This window comes from Lactonifactor longoviformis (assembly GCF_042848515.1).
GTDB lineage: Bacteria > Bacillota > Clostridia > Lachnospirales > Lachnospiraceae > Lactonifactor > Lactonifactor longoviformis.
The window spans coordinates 4,019,486-4,039,268 of record NZ_AP031453.1 but is presented as its reverse complement, the minus strand read 5'-3'; the positions used below and the strand labels follow the sequence as shown (position 1 = coordinate 4,039,268).

The 19,783-nt window shown below is 46.6% G+C and carries 18 protein-coding genes; 15 read left to right on the top strand and 3 right to left on the bottom strand.

Going from position 1 to position 19,783, the window contains the following annotated elements; all coding sequences use genetic code 11:
- Positions 1–28: 28 nt before the first annotated feature.
- Entirely contained in the window at positions 29–1,303 is a 1,275-nt protein-coding gene (locus tag ACGHCT_RS18445) for a glycosyl hydrolase family 18 protein (RefSeq protein ID WP_390437188.1), read from the bottom strand.
- A gap of 343 nt (positions 1,304–1,646) precedes the next feature.
- Here ACGHCT_RS18445 and ACGHCT_RS18440 point away from each other — a divergent pair, with 343 nt between their 5' ends.
- Positions 1,647–2,690, top strand: coding sequence for a hypothetical protein (locus tag ACGHCT_RS18440; protein WP_390437187.1), 1,044 nt, complete (start codon positions 1,647–1,649; stop codon positions 2,688–2,690).
- 105 nt (positions 2,691–2,795) lie between these two features.
- Here the strand turns inward: ACGHCT_RS18440 and ACGHCT_RS18435 are convergent, their stop codons facing one another.
- On the bottom strand, positions 2,796–3,656 hold the full coding sequence (locus ACGHCT_RS18435; RefSeq protein ID WP_390437186.1) for an effector binding domain-containing protein: 861 nt from the start codon (positions 3,654–3,656) through the stop codon (positions 2,796–2,798).
- A gap of 297 nt (positions 3,657–3,953) precedes the next feature.
- On the opposite strand from ACGHCT_RS18435, the gene ACGHCT_RS18430 reads away from it, so the two are divergent.
- From ACGHCT_RS18430 to ACGHCT_RS18365, 14 genes are all read left to right on the top strand, one after another.
- The gene (locus ACGHCT_RS18430; RefSeq protein ID WP_390437185.1) at positions 3,954–4,841 is read left to right on the top strand and encodes a DMT family transporter; all 888 of its coding nucleotides are present in this window, start codon (positions 3,954–3,956) and stop codon (positions 4,839–4,841) included.
- Positions 4,842–5,009: 168 nt separating this feature from the next.
- The gene (locus ACGHCT_RS18425) at positions 5,010–5,804 is read left to right on the top strand and encodes an aldolase/citrate lyase family protein (RefSeq protein ID WP_390437184.1); all 795 of its coding nucleotides are present in this window, start codon (positions 5,010–5,012) and stop codon (positions 5,802–5,804) included.
- Between the two features lie 46 nt (positions 5,805–5,850).
- Positions 5,851–6,816, top strand: coding sequence for a D-2-hydroxyacid dehydrogenase (locus ACGHCT_RS18420; RefSeq protein WP_390437183.1), 966 nt, complete (start codon positions 5,851–5,853; stop codon positions 6,814–6,816).
- Between the two features lie 29 nt (positions 6,817–6,845).
- On the top strand, positions 6,846–7,526 hold the full coding sequence (locus ACGHCT_RS18415; protein ID WP_390437182.1) for a hypothetical protein: 681 nt from the start codon (positions 6,846–6,848) through the stop codon (positions 7,524–7,526).
- Between the two features lie 416 nt (positions 7,527–7,942).
- Positions 7,943–8,344, top strand: coding sequence for an aldo/keto reductase (locus tag ACGHCT_RS18410; protein WP_390437181.1), 402 nt, complete (start codon positions 7,943–7,945; stop codon positions 8,342–8,344).
- 129 nt (positions 8,345–8,473) lie between these two features.
- A complete protein-coding gene (locus ACGHCT_RS18405; protein ID WP_390437180.1) occupies positions 8,474–9,265 on the top strand; it encodes an HpcH/HpaI aldolase/citrate lyase family protein in 792 nt (263 codons plus the stop codon).
- Between the two features lie 55 nt (positions 9,266–9,320).
- Positions 9,321–10,289, top strand: a complete 969-nt coding sequence (locus ACGHCT_RS18400; protein WP_390437179.1) for an NAD(P)-dependent oxidoreductase — start codon at positions 9,321–9,323, stop codon at positions 10,287–10,289.
- Between the two features lie 11 nt (positions 10,290–10,300).
- A complete protein-coding gene (locus ACGHCT_RS18395) occupies positions 10,301–11,818 on the top strand; it encodes an FGGY-family carbohydrate kinase (RefSeq protein ID WP_390437178.1) in 1,518 nt (505 codons plus the stop codon).
- A 41-nt stretch (positions 11,819–11,859) separates the two neighbouring features.
- The gene (locus tag ACGHCT_RS18390) at positions 11,860–12,324 is read left to right on the top strand and encodes a flavin reductase family protein (RefSeq protein ID WP_390437177.1); all 465 of its coding nucleotides are present in this window, start codon (positions 11,860–11,862) and stop codon (positions 12,322–12,324) included.
- A gap of 10 nt (positions 12,325–12,334) precedes the next feature.
- A complete protein-coding gene (locus ACGHCT_RS18385) occupies positions 12,335–12,667 on the top strand; it encodes a cupin domain-containing protein (RefSeq protein WP_390437176.1) in 333 nt (110 codons plus the stop codon).
- A 16-nt stretch (positions 12,668–12,683) separates the two neighbouring features.
- The gene (locus ACGHCT_RS18380) at positions 12,684–14,021 is read left to right on the top strand and encodes a hypothetical protein (protein WP_390437175.1); all 1,338 of its coding nucleotides are present in this window, start codon (positions 12,684–12,686) and stop codon (positions 14,019–14,021) included.
- A 169-nt stretch (positions 14,022–14,190) separates the two neighbouring features.
- Complete coding sequence (locus ACGHCT_RS18375; protein WP_390437174.1) at positions 14,191–15,825, top strand: amidohydrolase; 1,635 nt, start codon at positions 14,191–14,193, stop codon at positions 15,823–15,825.
- Between the two features lie 19 nt (positions 15,826–15,844).
- Positions 15,845–17,221, top strand: a complete 1,377-nt coding sequence (locus ACGHCT_RS18370) for a GntP family permease (protein WP_390437173.1) — start codon at positions 15,845–15,847, stop codon at positions 17,219–17,221.
- Between the two features lie 228 nt (positions 17,222–17,449).
- Positions 17,450–18,820, top strand: a complete 1,371-nt coding sequence (locus ACGHCT_RS18365) for a GntP family permease (protein ID WP_390437172.1) — start codon at positions 17,450–17,452, stop codon at positions 18,818–18,820.
- An 82-nt stretch (positions 18,821–18,902) separates the two neighbouring features.
- On the opposite strand, the gene ACGHCT_RS18360 is transcribed toward ACGHCT_RS18365, so the two are convergent.
- On the bottom strand, positions 18,903–19,760 hold the full coding sequence (locus tag ACGHCT_RS18360; protein ID WP_390437171.1) for an AraC family transcriptional regulator: 858 nt from the start codon (positions 19,758–19,760) through the stop codon (positions 18,903–18,905).
- Between the last annotated feature and the right edge of the window lie 23 nt (positions 19,761–19,783).

Here is a 19,783-nt window from a genome sequence, read left to right as displayed (position 1 = left end):
CATCTTTTTCCATTATTCAGCGACAGAATCAGCGTAAGATATTGAACAAGTAGTTTACCAGCAGCCAGTTCTGGCGGAAGGGCCGCATTAACTGCCAGTAGTCCACACCCCGAAAGCCATATTCTGTTACCAGGTTTAACTTAGCCAGGATGCTTCTCACATCCTCGAACCAAACGATATGCCCGACGCCATCTCTGGTGTACTCAAAAAACGGCGCCTGGGATATGTCATCGTACTGAATTGCTGCATTGTTCAAGGCGGCTATCTCAATGGCCTCGTGATTGCCTATGTTGGCAGCTTCCGTGACCCCGCGCACGAAGGGGAGAGGCCAGTCATAGCCATAGTTGGGGATTCCCATGGATATTTTGGCGGGAGTGATTTCGCTCACGGCGTAGTCAAGCACCTGTCTGACCTGGGGAATGGGGGCTACTGCCATGGGCGGACCGTAGGTATAGCCCCATTCATACGTCATGAGAAGCACAGTATTAGCCGCCTCCCCCAGCAGCCGGTAGTCAATTCCCTCGTACAGAAGTCCCGGCTGATCGGCAGATACTTTTGGGACCAGTGCTACGGAGACCATGACTCCGACGGCGTTCATCCTCCGGGTAAGATTCCTCACGAATTCTACATAGGGGATCCTGTCTTCTGCCCGTATAAACTCAAAATCCACATCAACCTCCTGGTAAGGTTTTTGGGCAACCGTCAGAAGCAGATTTTCTATGACTCTGTTCTGCACCTCCAGGTTATTGGTAACTAATGTAACCAGATTATTATCAAAGGTCCCGCTGGCTGAAAACGGGGTGAGTACTAAGACACACCGGGTATCAAATTCCTGAGCCATGGAAATCAGAGGCGCGTCGTCCACAGGAATCAATTCACCCTCCGGTGTAAATCCATAAGAAAAAATAGACAGAGCTGTCAGATAGGGAAGTGTCTGCCGAAGAAGGGGACGATTTATAAAAGGGTATGCGTAGCCATCTGTCTCCATACTTCCTGTTTTTTCACCATCATAACGAATTATGAGATATTCTCCGGAGACCAGGTAAGGCTGGTTCGACAAGAAGGGGTTATTGCGCAGAAGCTCAAGGGCAGAGATACCATACTGACTGGATATGGAACTGGGGGTATCCCCGGGGATAACCTCATGGATCAGTTCCGGTTTCAAAACAAGCAGTGCCTGCCCTACCACCAGATGACTCTGTTCATTCAGTTGATTGTCATAGGAGAGGCGGGAGGGAGAAACGCCGTACCGGGCTGCGATGGAGGCGATAGTATCCCCTGGGGCAACAATATGAATATCCATATAAATCCTTTTTCTTTTAATGTATGCAGCCATGTTTTTCTTATTGCATACCCGGGGGTAAATTCTGTTAGCGTGTAGTTTACCTTTAGAAGAGGAGGGCGTTGAAAGAAAGCATAAGTTCGAGTTGTGAATTAAGTATGTATGTAGAAGTTAAGAAGCAAAGACAAATAAAGGGATAAAATGACAAATTGTGTCTTAAATATAAAATAGTATGCTGATTAATTTAAAAAACTAATAAATCTAGTTTATTTTCTACACAAATACTCTGCACAATGTTAAAATGTCAATATTAAAGGAGGTTCCTTCTGGCGTTTGATATTATACGGAAAAAAGGAGTGAGAGTATGAAAAGAAATAGACTATACGTATTGGGCTGTGGGTTATTGTTAACTGTATCATGTATTGGGTCTGGAGCGGCAGGTGAGTTAGTATACGCCGGGACACAGGATACTGTACAGTTAGAAGCTCCTGCTATTGTGGACACAATGACTGGCGTAGAGGAGCAGAATCTTGACAGCGGTGAGGGTGAAAGAAATACCCTTGGGGAGGAGGCACCCCCAGTGGAACAGCCGGGGGAAACAAAGGAAGTTTTGACAGATATGTATAATGAGAATGAGGCTGAGGGAGATACCTCTGAACCGGTTATAGAGGAGGATTTTTTAGATGTAGCGGTAGATGAAAGTCAATTGCATCTGGAGGTGAACCGTGCATTTCTGATAACCCTTGATGTGTCAAAGGGAGAGCCCCCGTATCAGATCTATGAGTATAACGGACCTGAATGGGCATTTGTCAGAGGCACAGAGATTTTAGGGACACCTAACGAACCCGGCGAGTACTCATTTTCATATAAAGTTAGAGATTCAAACGGGAAAACTTCCACAGAATTAGATGTTACGTTTGTGGTAGGCGAGGAAGTTGGAACCATACCTGAGGTAAAGCTACCGTCAGATGACGGGGTGGTAACTCTGGTAGCGGGAGAGGCATTTAAACTACCGCTGGAAGTAACAGGGGGAACACCACCTTTTACTTATGAGTTTCATGGAGCTCCTGACTGGATGAAGATAGATGGTGACTATCTTGTGGGTAAGCCGGACAAAGTATATGATGAGTTTTTAATTGGATTAGGGGTCGCAGACGCAGATAGCCTTGCAGGGAATGTCCGCGAATATACAATTAAAGTTATTGAAAAAGAGCCGGAAAAATTGCCGGATGCTCAGGATGAGAAAAAGGGGTCTAATACTGCTGAAACGTCTTCTCACAAAATAGATGCGGTTCAAACCAGGGACGCGGCTCCTATCGGAAGGCTGGCCGTCACATTACTTGCTGCATATGCAGGTGCCATCGCCATTATAAAAGGGAAAAAGGGAACAGATAGGGGATGTAAATAAATAGTCTGAAAAAGGGAGGGGTGTGACATATCTTAGTCACACTCCTCTCTTTTCCAGAACATTTTTCTCCCCGCATTGAGAACAGTGATTCATTAAGCCGCACGCTTAAGCTTTCTTCTTTACAGGAATCCAAATCTCACTATAGTAACTCTCGTCCTGGACACCATTAGGATAATTGGAAGGATCGTGATACATCTCAATATTGTACCCGGCGGCAAACTCGTAGTCTTTGCAGTTGGGCAGCCATTCAGAGAAAATTTTCCTGCATACCTCCTGCATAGCATTTGGCATACTCCCTCTGCAGGGGAAGACCGCCCACGTAAATGCAGGAATCGTTTTCGTGATAAAGCCGTCCGGTACCTCTGTCCCTTCCTTGTAATCGTCCGCTATCAGGTATTCAAATTCCTTGCCGCCCATACTCTCATCAATGTTAACGCCGTATGTTCCGCATACGGTACTGCCCCCGCCGCTCTGGTAGTGTTCCGTCCAGAAGTTCGGAATCGCTTCCGCTGCATTTTCATAGGGAAACTTTTTCCATGCGCCGATCACTGTAAATGCTTCCTTTTCAACAATCTTGTAATCCATAGTATAACCGCCTTTCAATGTGAATGATATTTTCAGAGGAGCGAAGGATTTGATCATAGCTCCGTCTTTTCGTACAGCCGTAGGTGTAACGCCGTGAAAACGTGTGAAAGCTTTCGTAAAGCTGTCGGGGGAATCATATCCATATTTCAGAGCAATGGTAATAATTTTTTCCTCTGTGGAAACAAGTTCGCTGCCGGCGCGTGTAAGCCTCCTCTGCCTGATATAATCGCTGACAGTAAATCCACAGAGCATAGAAAACCCCTTTTGAAAATAAAATGGCGAAATGAGTACCTTATCCGCAATTTTTTCGATGGTCAGGTCATCGGTAAGATTATCTTCGATGTAACTGATCGCTTTACTGATACTTTCTATCCATTCCATAGCATTTCCTCCCTTGTCTGTGTATCCATCTTATCACTGGAAAAACAATTGTTCCCGATTTATTGTGCTTTCTTCTGTCCGAAAGATGATATAAAGATATAGTACCATATTTTGTCCGCCTTTATTATGTTTTCTCGTGTCACAGGTCTGTGACAGATATCTCACAGATTTTATCTTAAAAAAGAGGAATTGGAAGCTGCGGCAATATAAGACATGTTGTTTGCAATATAGGTAATCGCCTCCTCTGCTCCCCTGCTGTATGATGTAACCAGGAAAACAGCAAAAGGAGATGCAAAGATGGAAAACAAGATAGCAAAACACCGTGCGGCAGGTCCGCTGGGACTTTTTTGTGCCACAGTGATATGGGGCTTTTCTTTTGTGGTGGTAAAGGATTCTACGGATACCATACCGGTCATTTATCTGCTGGCACTGCGGTATCTCGTAGCCGTAATTGGTATGGGAGTCCTCTTTTTCAAAAGGCTGAAAAACCTTTCTTTCAAAATCATAAGGGAGGGGGCGGTGCTGGGCTTCCTGCTGTGGCTCAGCCAGTTTTTTCAGACATTGGGCTGCAAGTATACGACAGCCGGAAAGAACGCCTTTCTCACAACTATTTATGTAATTTTAGTTCCCTTCCTCTCCTGGTGGATAGAGAGGAGGAGGCCGGGAAAAAGAAGCCTTCTGGCGGCAGTGACGGCCATGCTTGGGATCGGACTTTTATCTCTGCAGGGGGATTTTTCCATACAGACAGGGGACTGGCTGACCATGGTGTGTGGTGTGGGACTGGGCTTTCACATCCTGTGTATTGACAGGTATACACAGGAGGAGGAGCCGGTGCTGCTGACTTTTGTCCAGTTTTTGACGGCCGGTATTTTTTCCTGGCTTGGAGCAGGACTGGGGAGATTCCCCTTCCCCGCGGGGGTGTTTCAGACAGGGGTGGCGGCCAAGTTGCTATATTTAGGAATATTCAGTACTATGACTGCTTTTCTGCTCCAGATTGTCTGTCAGAAGTATACCAGTCCCAATCTTGCATCCGTCATTTTGTCTTCAGAAGCGGTGTTCGGAATGCTGTTTTCCGTGCTGCTTTTGAAGGAAGTGTTTACCTTGAGGATATTAGCTGGGTGCATATGTCTGCTGGCAGCCGTATTATTGTCCGATCTGAAAGGTGAAAAACGAAAAATTGAATAGAAGTAAAGGGGCATGTGCCCGGGTGTCTGTCTCCCGGGCACATGCTTTTTTTGTCTACAATGGCAGAATAGGAAATGTGCTGGGCAAGAATGATAATCGTTTTTTAACGGCATTTCAAGTATTGTTAATTCAACAAAAAGAAAAAAGGAAACAAAAGGAGAATATGCCATGTTAAACAAAATGAGAGAGAAGCTGAATGAGGGAAAAGCAACGGTAAACACCAGGATTTGGAGTACCTGGCCTACGGTGGTAGAAGCGGCGGCATCCACGGGAAACTTTGACTACTTTGAATTTTTAGCCGAATATGCACCGTTTACTTTAAATGACCTGGAGAACTTCGCTAGAACCTGTGAACTTTATGGGGCCGGTTCCATGATTAAAGTTGATTTTCAGAACCGTTTTTACGTGGCCCAGAAGGCAGCGGCCTGCGGATTCCAGGCAGTTCTTTTCACAGACCATGAGACACCGGAGCAGGTGAAAGACAGCATTGAAAAGTTATCTCCAAAGACGCCGGAGGACGCCGGAAGATTCGGTTACCCAAACGGAAGATGGATTGGATACCATCCGGAATTAAAGCAAATGGATTATGCGGCTATGAACAGAAGCCTTGTGAAGGCATTCATGATTGAGAAGAAAGAGGCGATGGATCATATTGAGGAGATCTGCTCCATTCCAGGGGTGGACATGGTGCAGTTCGGACCATCTGATTACTGTATGAGCAGGGGATGGAACTGTGCGGACCACAAGGCTGAGATTCAGGCAGAGCAGGAAAAAATGATTCAGGTGGCTCTGGCTCACGGAGTGCAGCCCAGAGTGGAAGTGGGAAGCCTGGAAGAGGCAGAATACTACAAAAATCTGGGTGTAAAACATTTCTGTATTCTGGATCAGATGGATATCCTCATGGCGGCATGGACAGGTACCTGCGGGGATGTAAAGAAAATGGCGGATGCGATTGAAGCGTAAAGGGACCGCTTAGTGATATAACACTATAAGAAATGGAGGAATAGGTATGAAAATAGTAATACTGGATGGATATACGCTGAATCCCGGAGATTTGGACTGGGATGGACTGAATGCTCTTGGAGAGGTAACGGTATATGATCGGACTTCTCTCACAGATGTACAGGAAGTGATTGAGCGGGTTGGTGGCGCAGAGGTGGTTTATACCAATAAAACACCAATGCCAAAGGCTGTGTTTGATGCCTGCCCCAATATTAAATTTGTTGGGGTTCTTGCTACGGGATATAACGTGGTAGATGTGGCGGCTGCGAAAGAGAAAGGAATCCCCGTAACCAACATTCCTACCTATGGTACTGCGGCAGTGGGGCAGTTTGCCATTGCTATGCTGTTGGAAATTTGTCATCACGTTGCCCATCACAGCGATGAGGTACATAAGGGACGCTGGGAAACGAATGCCGACTGGTGTTTCTGGGATTACCCGCTGATTGAGTTGGCGGGAAAAACCATGGGTGTCATCGGGTTCGGAAGAATCGGACAGGCTACGGGTCGGATTGCAAAGGCATTGGGAATGCGTGTGATAGCAAATGATGAATACCCCAGCGAGGCAGGAAAAGAAATTGCAGAATATGTGACAAGAGAAGAACTGTATGCACAGTCTGATGTGATTGCTCTGCACTGTCCGCTGTTCCCAAGTACAGAGGGAATGATTAACAAGGAGAGCATTGCAAGGATGAAAGATGGGGTCATTATTCTCAATAATTCCAGAGGCCCTCTGATTGTAGAGCAGGATCTGGCCGATGCTCTGAACTACGGAAAGGTATACGCGGCTGGCCTGGATGTAGTATCTGCAGAACCGATCAAAGGAGATAATCCATTGCTGGGGGCAAAAAACTGCCTGATTACCCCGCACATTTCCTGGGCCCCTAAGGAAAGCAGAAACCGTCTGATGAATATTGCGGTGGAAAATCTGAGGGCCTTTGTAAACGGAGAACCCGTAAACGTTGTAAACAAATAGCTATGGATAGAAAAAAGGAGAAAAATAAAATGTCAATGTTAGATAAAATTATTATTATGTTAACTCATAACGATAAAACAGTGCCGGATGCTATCGAGGTTTTTGAGGAGAACAAGGACCTTCCTGTTCAGTACTGGGGTTTTAAGGATGTAGGTATGGAACCGGTAAATATGAAGGTTCTCTGCTCTAAAATGAGGGCTGCGGGAAAGACATCTTTTCTGGAAGTGGTGTCTTACACAGAAGAGGAGTGCATGAGAGGGGCTAAGCTCGCAGCAGAGTGTGGATTCGATTATCTTCTGGGCACCCTGTACTATGACAGCGTCGCAGAATATGTGAGGGAACAGGGGCTGAAGTACCTGCCATTTGCCGGAAAAGTATCCCAAAGTCCCAGTATCCTGGAAGGGACTCCGCAGGAAATGCTGGCACAGGAAGCTGATTTTGCAGAGAAGGGGGTGTTTGGCACAGATCTGCTTGGCTATCGTTATGTAGACGGGGATCCCACTGCACTTTCCTCGGAATATATTAAAAAGGCTAAAAGACCTGTAGTGCTGGCCGGGAGCATTGGTACGGAAGAACGGATGAAGCTGGTAAAAGAGATGGATCCCTGGTGCTTTACCATGGGAAGTGCACTGTTTACGAAGAACTTTGTAAAAGACGGGTCCTTCAGGGATAATCTTGTATATGTGGTAGAATTTTTGAAAACACTTTAGGCGGCAAAACGAACAGACCAGGTTCCTGAAAGCGGGATACTGGTCTGTACTCTAATTATAAAAAGGAGATGGATTGTCTGTGGAATCAAATCAATTATGCTTAATACCGGCAGAGAAATGCCCCTGTTAGGTTTAGGAGTCTATAACGCAACAGATAACAAAGAGGTGGAGCGTGCTGTCTGTTGGGCTGCAGAGGCAGGTTATCGCCTGGTTGATACGGCCTCGGTGTATAAAATGAAGATGGTGTAGGACTGGGGATAAAGGCTTCCTCTGTAAAACGGGAAGAATTTTTTGTAACCACTAAAATATAGAATGATGCCCAGCGTACAAATGACACAGAAACGGCCTTCAGCCGGAGCCTGGAACGTCTTTGGCTGGATTACATAGATCTTTATCTCATTCATTGGCCACAGGAATTGGAAATTTTAAAGGAACAATGTGGGATTATTCCGGCAGTAAATCAGATCGAATTCCATCCCCTGTTTAACTGTCCGGAGCTTGTAGCCTACTGTCATGCCAGAAATATTGCCGTACAGGCTATGCGCCTTTGGCCGGGGGGCTATCTAAGAGAAGAAACTTTTGTTCAAATAGCCAGACGTAAGGGGAGGACACCGGCTCAAATTGGTCTCCTCTGGTCTGTACAGCAGGGTATATCTGTGATACCAAAATCAGTCCAAAAGGAACGAATCTTCAGTAATGCCCGAATCTTTGACTTTTCTCTGTCAACCGATGAGATGAAGGCTATAGACGCACTGAATCGCGTGCAGCGTACTGCAAACATTCCCCAGGACCTGTGGGGGCAATACGCACTTCAATAAAGGCCTCTCGTTGGTGATAATGACAATATAAGAAATGTAAAGGACAAGAATAATCATCGTATTTCAAAGGGTTTTATAGTATCTTAGAGGTAATAAGAAACATAAGTGATGGGAAATGGGAGGATCTGTATGCTGAATGGATTGCGAGAAAAGCTAAACCAAAATAAAACAACTGTCAACACAAGAATCTGGAGTACCTGGCCGACGATTGTAGAGGCGGCAGCGTCTACAGGCAATTTTGACTATTTCGAATTTTTGGCAGAGTATGCGCCTTTTACACTGAATGACCTGGAGAACTTTGCGAGAACCTGTGAATTGTATGGGGTGGGTTCCATGATTAAAGTAGATTTCCAAAACCGCTTTTACGTAGCGCAGAAGGCAGCCGCCTGCGGGTTCCAGGCAGTACTTTTTACGGATCATGAGACACCGGAGCAGGTACGGGAGAGTATAGAAAAGCTATCCCCTAAGACACCGGAGGATGCCGGAAGGTTTGGTTATCCCAACGGAAGGTGGATTGGCTATCATCCGGAGCTTAAGCAGATGGATTATGCGGCTATGAACCGGAGCCTGGTGAAAGCCTTTATGATAGAAAAGAAAGAGGCCATGGATCACATTGAGGAAATCTGTTCTATCCCCGGTGTGGATATGGTTCAGTTCGGACCATCGGATTACTGCATGAGCAGAGGGTGGAACTGCGCGGACCATAAAAAAGAGATTCAGTCTGAACAGGAGAAGATGATTCAAACTGCCCTGGCACACGGTGTACACCCCAGAGTGGAAATCGGAAGCCTTGAAGAGGCCGAACGCTATAAAAAACTTGGGGTTAAGCATTTTTGTATTCTGGATCAGATGGACATTCTCATGGCTGCATGGACCGGAACCTGTGGTGACGTAAAAAAGATGGCAGAAGCCATTGGGTAAGAAACAGGGGCAGCCGGCAAATTATATGTACAGAGAAGAAAAGGAGTAAGAGACTATGAAAAAAATATTAATTTCAGAATGGGTTCCCCAGGAATGTCTGGCACCTTATGAGGGAAAATATGAGTTTACTTGTCCCACAAGAGAAAAGCGGGCTTTTAGCTATGATGAAGTGTATGAGATGATAGAAGCGTATGACGCATATTTGATTCTGGACAATGACGGCGATAAAAAGATGATTGACAGAGCCAAAAACCTGAGGGCCATTGCAAACTTTGGCGTGGGTTATAACAATATTGACTGGAAATATGCAACACAGGTGGGACTCCCCGTTGTGAATACACCTACCACTGTGACAGAGGCAACTGCAGAGCACGCAGTGGCGCTGATTATTTCTACCATGCGGGGGATTGCCAGATATGACAGGGAGATCAGAAAAGGTATTTGGAATTCGCCCAATTTCACAGACATTGACTGTGAGGTATATGGAAGAACCCTTGGAATCATGGGATTCGGACGGATCGGCAAGATGGTGTGCAAGAAGGCCCAGGGACTGGGAATGCAAGTGGTTTATTATGATAAGTTCAGGGCATCTGAAGAGATAGAGAAGGAGTATAATGTCACCTATATGGAATTTGATGAAGTAGTCAAAAATAGTGACTGTATTACCCTTCATATGCCTTATATTCCAGAGAACCATCATATTATCAATGCAGAGACTTTCCGGGCGATGAAAGACAGCGCTTATCTGGTTAATGCTGCAAGGGGAGCCGTAGTAGATGAGAAGGCACTGGCAGAAGCCCTGAGAAATAAAACCATAAAGGGTGCCGGCCTGGATGTGTACGAAGACGAACCAAATGTAAGTCCCGAACTCTTGGCTCTTGACAATGTGACGCTTACCCCTCACATTGCAAGCTGCACCCTGAAAGCCCGCATGGGAATGTGCCGTGAGGCCCTGGCCGGCATCACAGGAGTACTGGAGGGCGGCAAGCCTTACAATGTGGTCAACCCGGAGGTTCTTAAATAGGAGGAATGGATATGAAGCTACTGATTGGTCTGGATATTGGGACCACAGCCATGAAAATCGCTCTTTTTGATGTACAGGGAGCCCTGCTGGCGGTATCTGCACAGGAGTATGACCTGATGACACCGGGACCAAATTATGTGGAGGAATCTCCGGAGGTGTACTGGAAAGCGTTTTGTACTGGACTTGAGGATTTAAAAAGACAGTACAAGATTACACCCCAGGCCCAGATCTCTCTCGCAATGTCTGCTCAGGGGGAGACGATCTTCTTTCTGGACAGAGATGGACTGCCGCTGTGCAACGCCATTGTCTGGATGGATAACCGGGCAGTGGAAGAGGCAGCGGAACTGGAACGTGAATTCGGGAACGAACTTTGCTATAAAAAAACAGGGCAGGTTAGCTTCGAGGCATGCTGGCCGGCATCCAAGATTCTTTGGATGAAGAAAAACAGACCGGAAATCTTTGAGAAAACGGAAAAATTTCTGCTGATTGAGGATTATTTTATCTACCGGCTGACGGGAAAATATGCCACAGAACCCTCCCTTGTCTGCTCCTCTACTTATTGGGATATTACAGAGCGGCGCTATTGGAAGGAAATGCTGGAATATTTGGGTATCCGGGAGGAACAGCTTGCGCCGGTAATGGAGTCCGGAGCGGTTGTTGGAAAGATTCTGCCAGACGTTGCGGCTGAGCTGGGGCTGGGAGAGGAAGTTACCATCTGCACCGGGGCTCTGGATCAGGCGGCCGGGGCAATCGGAGCAGGAAATATCAGAGAGGGGATGTTCTCTGAGACCATAGGAGCGGCCCTGGCGGTATGTGTTCCTGTCAATGAGCCGGTGTTTGATCCGGCGCGGAAGATGCCTTTGTTTTGTTTTCCAGTGGGAAGAATGTATATGATACATACTTTTACCAACGGGGGGATGACACTCCGGTGGTTCCGGGACAAGTTCTGTGAAACAGAGATGCTGGCAGAACAAAAAGGATGGGGGGATGCTTATGACTTAATCAGCAGACAGGCAGAGAGGGTTCCTCCGGGCTGTGACGGTCTGGTTATGCTGCCCCATCTTTCAGGATCTCTGGCCCCTGACACCAACGGAAAAGCAAAAGGCGTATGGTTCGGATTTACGCTGCAGCACACAAAAGCGCACTTTATGCGTGCTATCATGGAATCCCTGGGATATATTCTAAAAAGAAATATAGAGGCTCTGGGGGACATGGGGATACAGGTAAAGGAGATCCGCTCCCTGGGCGGAGGCTCCAAGAGTGCTGTCTGGAGCCAGATTAAAGCAGATATTAACCAGGTCACCCTGGAAACGGTAAAGTCAGTGGAGGCAGCTTCCCTGGGAGCCGCTATACTGGCAGGGACTGCTACAGGAATCTTTGACAGCGTAGAGAATGCTGTGGATCGTATGGTGGAGGTGAAGGACAGAACACTGCCTTCCCAAGACAGCCGGCAAGTCTATGAAGAGGGGTATCAGATGTACCAGAGACTCTTTAAAGATCTTACGGAATGCTTTGAGAAAGCTAAGTAAAAGATACCCTCAGGGACTTGATGCAACAGGAGGTAAAACGGATGTGTCAAACTACAATTACTACTGCTATGAATACAATTACTCATGGGGTGTACATCATTGGAGTACACGCTCAGGACAAATACAATCTGATGACATGCGCATGGCTGTCACAGGTTTCGGGAACGCCGCCCATGCTGATGGTGGCTGTTTCTAAAAAACATTATACAGCGGCTCTAGTGAAGGCCAGCGGAAAATTTTCCGTAAGTGTTCTGACTCCCGGCCAAAAGGAGATCGCCCTTAGGTGCGGGACGGTCAGCGGCAGAGATGAGGACAAGCTAAGTCATATGGACATAGCGTTTGCCAATGAAGAGCTTCCCTTTGTGAGAGGTGCAGCAGCGTATCTGACCTGTGAAGTCACCAGCGTATACGATAGCTCTGATCATTATCTTTTTGTGGCTGAGGTGGTTTGGGGAGAGACCTTCTCCGACGAGGGTCTGCTGTACAGGAAAAAGGAATTTTTTTAGGAGAATAGATATGAGAGTAGTTAGAAAGAACGAAACAAGAGTTTCTCTTGACGGACCGGAAGTGTGCAGAGAATATCTGGAAACCGGAAAAATAACCTTTGGATCGTCCACTCTGTTGCCAGGGCAGACAGGGGGAATCGATCCGGGACATCCGGATTCTCACGAAGCATTCTATGTAAGTCGGGGACATGTCATTATGAGAAATCCCAAAACTAAAGAACATTTTGAGCTTTGTGAGGGTGACATGCTTCTTGTAGAAGAAGGAGAGCCCCATGAGCTGACCAATATAGGGATGGAACCAGCAGTAATCACCTGGAGCTGTGCTCCAAGCCATTTAAATTAGTAGGAGGAGAGTAGATATGAGACAGCCAAAAGTAGGAATTGTAGGAGTTACCTGCCGCTTTGAAAGCGGGGGACAGCGTGCCGAAGAGCTGGTAAACGGTGTGAAGCAGGCGCTGACGGCTCAGGGGGTAGAGACCGTATGCGCGGGTAAAACAGCCTGGGATACCGCGGATGCTATTGATGTGTGCAAACAGCTGAAAAAGGAAGAACTGGATGCTTTGGTTATTGTAGAAGTGACCTGGATCATGGATTCTATGCAGTATGTATTTATCAATGAGCTAAACCTGCCCACTGTCTTCTGGGCGGTACCATACACAGAAACATTTTCCATCGGATGCGTGCAGCATTTCGGCTCTATATTAAAAGGGCAGGGGCTGGAGTATGACTATGTCTATGGACTTCCGGATGACGTGAACATTGCAAAAAAGGTAAAGGCTGCAGCCCAGGCCGGACAGATGATTAAGGCGGTACGGGGAATGCGCCTTGCCCTTGTAGGACCAAGACAGACCTGGCGTGTGGCAGGACCACAGGATATGTCTGTGGAAGAGTGGGAGTTCTCCCGCAAATTCGGCGTAACGCTGGTTCACGTAGAGATGAGTGACATTACAGAGGCTGCTGAGGCAATCAGCGATGAAGAGGCCGAAAAGACACTGAAATGTCTTTCCGAGCGTACCGGAAAGGTGAAAGCGGACCATGACACTATGCTCTATATGGCAAAGGTATACACAGCAACGAAAGAAATCGCAGAAAGATATTCCCTGGATGCCATGGCGGCAGAGTGTTATCCGATGTTCAGCGGCCTGATGAATCTGACCTCTTCCTGGCTTGCAGACGAGGGCATGATCGTGGACACGGAGGGTGATATCGGACATACCATGGTAATGTACATGCTGAATATGGCTGCTCAGGGCGGAGCCTGCGCACTGGGAGAGGTGGGAAGCATGGATGATGTGAATAATATCCTTGCTCTTGCCCATGAAGGGAGCACTGCCCATTCTCTGGCTGAAAGCCTTGACAAGGTACAGATCTCCCAGAGCGGAGAGAGAGGCACCTTTGTAGGGGTTCCCTTAAAGCCCATGGAGAGTGTGACAATATCCAGTATCGCAGGGAGCGGCGGAAAGTATAAATTGCTGGTAGATACAGCTGATGTGGTCCAGGCATCCCATGAAGAATGGGTAGAGGGAGGAGAGAAACTCCTGGTAAAACTGCACGTTGGGACAAAGGCAAGCGCCGTTGTGGATCAGCTGATGGAGAAAGGTATGGACCACCATCTCCTGGTAAAAGAGGGGAATTACACAGAAGTTATGTCTGCGGTTTGCAAATTCATGGGAATTGAAAAGGTTACTTTATTTTAATACGGAGGGATCACAGCGAAGTGGGGCCGGCAATAGCCGGCACCGCTTCTTTTTTTCAGATGTGCAAGATATAGCAGAATAAGAAAGGTCAGGGACAAAATAGATAATTTTGACATTCTCCCTGGTATGTTAAAATGTATAAAAATGATGACAGGAAAGGGGAAAAAGGGTGAAAAGTACACAGAAAATTTCTGCGGATGCCGTCTATTACAATGGCAATATATACACCATGGAGACAGGGACTCCGACAGTTTCGGCAATAGCCACAAAGGGACAGTATATTCTGGCTGCCGGATCCAATGAGGACGTCAAACAATATATAGGCAGCAAAACCGAGACTGTGGATTTAAAGGGGGGCTGTGTGATACCAGGGCTAATCGAGGGCCATACGCACTTGATAAAATTCGGTGAGGTATCAATGCAGATTGATTGTTTCTGGAAATCAAAGGAGGAAATTTTCTCCCAGATCCGTCAGAAGGTGCAAACACTGCAGCCCGGAGAGTGGATACAGAGTGACTTTGGTTGGAATAACGAGGTATGGGAAGACAAAAGTTACCCTTCAAAAGAGGAGCTGGATGCTGCAGCACCAGACAACCCTGTATCTCTGGGGCGATGTGACGGGCATATGCTGTGGCTGAATTCCAAAGCCCTGGAGGCAGCAGGAATCACAAAAGACACACCGGACCCTCAGGGCGGGGAGATATTGAGACGGGCAGACGGAGAGCTGCTGGGATGCGTCAGTGATAATGCATGTAAACTGGTAGTGGATAAAATCCCGCCTCTTTCCGAAAAACAGATGGAAGAGGCACTGCTTTGCGCCCAGGCAGAATCCTTCCGTCTGGGATTCACCTCTGTGATGGCAATGAATGTAGTGACAAGCCATATTAACTGTATGAAAAAGTTATATGAGGAAGACCGGCTGCAGCTGCGCATCAGCGGTGCATTGGGTTCTCTTCCGGGGGAGTCGGAGGATCTTTCCTGGAGGAGCTGGTATAGGACGGGCCCGGCAGCAGGACTTTACAATAAACGACTGAATATCCGGGCAGTCAAGTATTTTGCAGACGGATCTTTTGGCTCTCAGAGTGCTGCCTTATATGACGATTATACAGATCGGCCAGGGTACAGGGGAAAATTAAATCATACAGACGATGAGTTGTATCGGCTGGTAAAAGAGGCCCATGATCATGGATTTCAGGTGATTACCCATGCCATTGGGGATAAGGCAAACCGCCAGGTGATTGATACCTATGAAAGGGTATTGCAGGAAAACTGGAACCCGGATCACAGGTTCCGGATTGAACATTTTCAGCTGGTTACAGACGAGGATGTTGACAGAGTGAAAGAACTGGGAATTCTACCCGGGATGCAGGCTATTCACGCGCCCAGGAGTGCTCCCATGGCCGAACGGCGGATTGGAATGGAGAGGGCAAAACGCTCTTATGCAAGCGGCATGCCGTGGAAAAAGGGGATAAAAGTAATCGGCGGTTCAGACTCTCCTTCATCACCTGCTAATCCATTTTGGGGGATCTATGCGGCCGTGACCAGGAAGGATCAGGACGGAAAGCCGGAGGGCGGCTGGTTCCCTGAAAACTGTATCACCAGGGAGGCAGCACTGCGTTCTTATACGGAATGGGCAGCATACGGTCAGTTTGAGGAGGCCCTGAAAGGAACCATTGAAAGGGGGAAACTTGCCGACTTTGTAGTACTGGACCGGGATATTATGAACTGCCCGGAAGATGAGATCAAAGAGATCCAAGTACAGAAAACCGTAGTAGGCGGTAAAGTGGTTTATCAAGACAAATAGAAAAAGGAGAGAGAAAGTTATGATTACAGGCCCATTATTAATTGTTATATTTGTATTTTCTCTGGCGCTGCTTCTGGTGACAATTATCAAATTTAAGCTGAACGCCTTTGTATCTCTTATTATTACATCTTTTATTACAGCTATACTGGTCAGGATGCCTATGGCAGATATTACTGCAGCTGTGGCTGACGGTTTCTCAGGGACCATCGGAGGGATTGGCATCGTAACCGGTATGGGTGTAATGCTGGGAATGCTTCTGTTTGAATCCGGAGGGATTAATGCAATTGCCGATAAGATGATAAAACTTTTTGGGGAGAAAAACTCTCCGGCAGGACTAGGCATAGCTGCATATTTTGCAGGAATTCCAGTATTCGGTGATGTTGTTACCGTTTTATTCTCTACCATGGTCCGTGCATTGTCACGAAAAACGAACATCAGCCGTCTGTCTTTTGTATCCTGTTATGCAGTGGCCGCGTCCATTACTGCAGCCTGTGTAATACCTACGGCAGGTCCTCTGGCAGTATGTGAGAATATGGAACTGAACATAGGGGTATTCTTTGTCTACTCTACACTGGCAGGTTTGGTAGGTTTCCTGACAGGAGGAATCCTGTGGGGGAAGTACCTGGATAAGCAGGAGAAAAAAAGTGGTTTTGTCAGGGAGCTGGATGAATTTGAACTGGAAGAGCAGAAGACCATGGAAAAAGAGGAGAAAAGTGCCAAAAAAATTTCCTTTGGCAGGGCAATGATGATTCTTCTGATTCCTATTTTGATGATTGTAGTGGGCAGTTTTGCCTCAGTGCTTCTCCCCGAGGGCAACAAAGCAGTCCCCTATCTGGCCTTTATAGGAAATAAAAACCTGGCAATGGCGGTTGGGGTATTATGTGCTATGCTGCTCGCTAAGCCATACATAAAAGGCAGTATGAGTGAAATTATGGGCCGCGGCTTGGATCAGGTAGGTATGATTCTTCTGATCACCGGAGCGGGCGGTGCGTTTGGAAAAGTAATTCAGCTGACAGGCATCGGTGACTATATGGCCCAGATTTTCGGAAACCTCCATATTCCGGTGCTAGTTCTTGGCTTTGTACTTGCGCAGATCATCAGATTGGCCCAGGGTTCCACGACGGTAGCCATCACTACGACCTCTGCCATATTATATTCTACAGTACTTGCAGCGGGGACATCCCCCATACTTGCAGCCATTGCCATATGTGCCGGAGGTGTAGGCCTGTCACTTCCCAATGATTCCGGCTTTTGGTCCATCAGCAGATTCAACAGAATTAGTATACCGGAAACCTTCCGCTGCTGGACGGTAGGAGGATTCCTGGGAGGTCTTGGTATCTTAGGAGCAGTTCTGATATTATCCCTGTTTCAAAATCTGCTGCCTGGCCTGATGTAGAAAATAATGATGATTGGACACGCCAATACCCGGCGCGTCCGGCGCGGGAGTCCGGCTTGCCGGACTCTTTTTGTGCACTTTAACGGTATGAAAAGGCAAAGGCAAAATAAGAAATGTAAAAAACAAGATTCTTAATGGCCTGTAAGGATGCTTTGCTGTACTATATGTATAAGAAGAAATGAATGTTCGCGGATGATATTTTTTCAAAAAACCAAAAGGAGAATTAAAATGATTACAGGTCCATTACTGATTGTTATTTTTATTGCGTCGATCGTGTTCTTACTGGTTACCATTATCAAATTTAAAATGAATGCATTTGTGTCGCTGCTCCTGACTGCTGTGCTGACAGCACTTTTAGTTCAGATGCCCCTTCCCGATATTACCGAAACGGTGTCAGCGGGTTTTGCAGATACCGTCGGAGGGATCGGCATTGTCACAGGACTTGGCGTAATGCTGGGAATGTTTCTGTTTGAATCCGGCGGTATTTTATCCATTGCCAATGCCATTATTAAGAGATTTGGAGTAAAGAATTCCCCTACGGCTCTGGCTTTTTCAGCTTTTGTGACAGGGATCCCAGTGTTTGGAGATATTGTGGACATACTGTTTGCCCCTATGGTAAGAACCTTGTCCTATAAAACCAATATTGCCCGTATGACCTTCGTGGCAGCAGTTGCGGTTTCCGGTTCTATAGCGGCATCTGCAATTATCCCCACACCTCCGCCTCTGGCAGTATGCGAGATATTGGGTCTTAATATTGGCTTTTTCTTTGTCTACGCTTTTATTGTAAGCTGTTTCGGTATGCTGACTGGAGGTATTCTTTGGGGAAGATTCCTGGACAAGCAGGAAAAGAAAAAAGGTACGGTAAGAGAACTGGAGGATGCCGACAGAGAAGAGATGGAGGCTATGCAGGAACATACAGATGAGAACTCTATTAAGTTTCTGAAGGCAATATCTATGATTCTTCTTCCCATTATTATTATTGTTTTCTGCAGCTTTGTGGGAGAACTGTTTGCAGAGGGGAATGCGGTGAGACACTGGCTGGACTTCTTCGGGGATAAAAATATTGCTATGCTGATAGGTGTTTTCTATGCTGTTATTATTTCCAGGCCGTATCTGAAGAAAAGCGTAGGGACTATTATGATTGAAGCAGCGGATCAGGTGGGGCTGGTACTCCTGATTACGGGAGCCGGCGGATCTTTTGGCGAGGTAATTCAGGCCACAGGGATCGGCAGCTATCTGGCCGATGTATTCTCAAATTTCAATATACCCATTCTTCTGATGTGCTTTGTACTGGCACAGCTGATCCGGTGTGCACAGGGGTCCACCACAGTGGCGCTTATGACCACGGCGTCTATTATGTCGGCAAGTATCGCAGCAGGTACAACTTCCCCTGTCCTCGCAGCCATTGCTATCTGTGCGGGAGGTGTGGGACTGTCCCTTCCCAATGATTCCGGTTTCTGGTCTATTGGAAGGTTTAACCGTATCACGGTTCCGGAAACCTTTAAGGCATGGACTACCGGGGGATTTATAGCAGGTGTTACGATGTTTGCTGTTGTATGTGTTCTTTCCCTGTTCCAGTCAGTTCTGCCTGGATTGTAAACAAGTGAACTGGTGGTATTTGGAGATAATCGGAATGAGATTCCTATGATTGAGAGTGCAGACAGGAGGGGGGAGGCATCGCTCACTCCCCCGGATGCACCGTATGTTTTTCTTTATACTCTGCCGGACTGCTCCCGGTATATTTTTTGAATGTTTTGTAAAAGTAACTGTAATTATTAAATCCTACTTTTTCTGCCGCCTTGGTTATGGGCAGATCACCCGATAAGTAATTCAGTGCCTGTGAGATACGCTTTTCCACAATATAATTCGTAAGGGTATAATTTGTTACCTTCTTAAAAATCCTGCAGATATAATACTCACTGTAGCTTACCTCCTGAGCCAGAACACTCAGAGATAAATCTTCACTCAGATGATTGTTAATATATTCCACGAGCTGAGCAATCATGGCTACGTGATGAGATTCTGTATTGTCAAAATGGATCCCATTGTAGCAGTCGCTGAACAGATAGGAGGCCAGCTGATGAATCAGAGCCTTTTCGAAGATATCCTGTCCGTGAGCCGGTTTCTGATCCCTGTACTGTTCCAGAATCCGGAGGTATTTGTCAAAGCATTTCCCTTCCACATGAAAAATAGGATAATTTTTGCTGTCCTTTGAGAAGATATCCAGTAGGTTTGATTTGGTTGTATTAAAGGACAGAAGAAGGTTGGGATCTATGCTGATGCTGAAGCGCTCGTAATAGGTATTGTCATTATAAACCAGGGTGTGGGGATCAAACATGTTGATTAAGGCAATATCTCCCCGCTTAATGAGGTACTCTTTATCATTAATTTTGAATATCCCGGCATTGCCCAGGTAGACTACGATTTCATAAAAATCATGGTAATGCAGATGGGACCGCATCTCATTTTTGGGGGTGCGGAACAGACAGTCATAGTCCCCTTTGTAGATAGACGAACGTGATAAGAATTTCGCTTGCATATGTGATACCTCCTTTTAGTCAG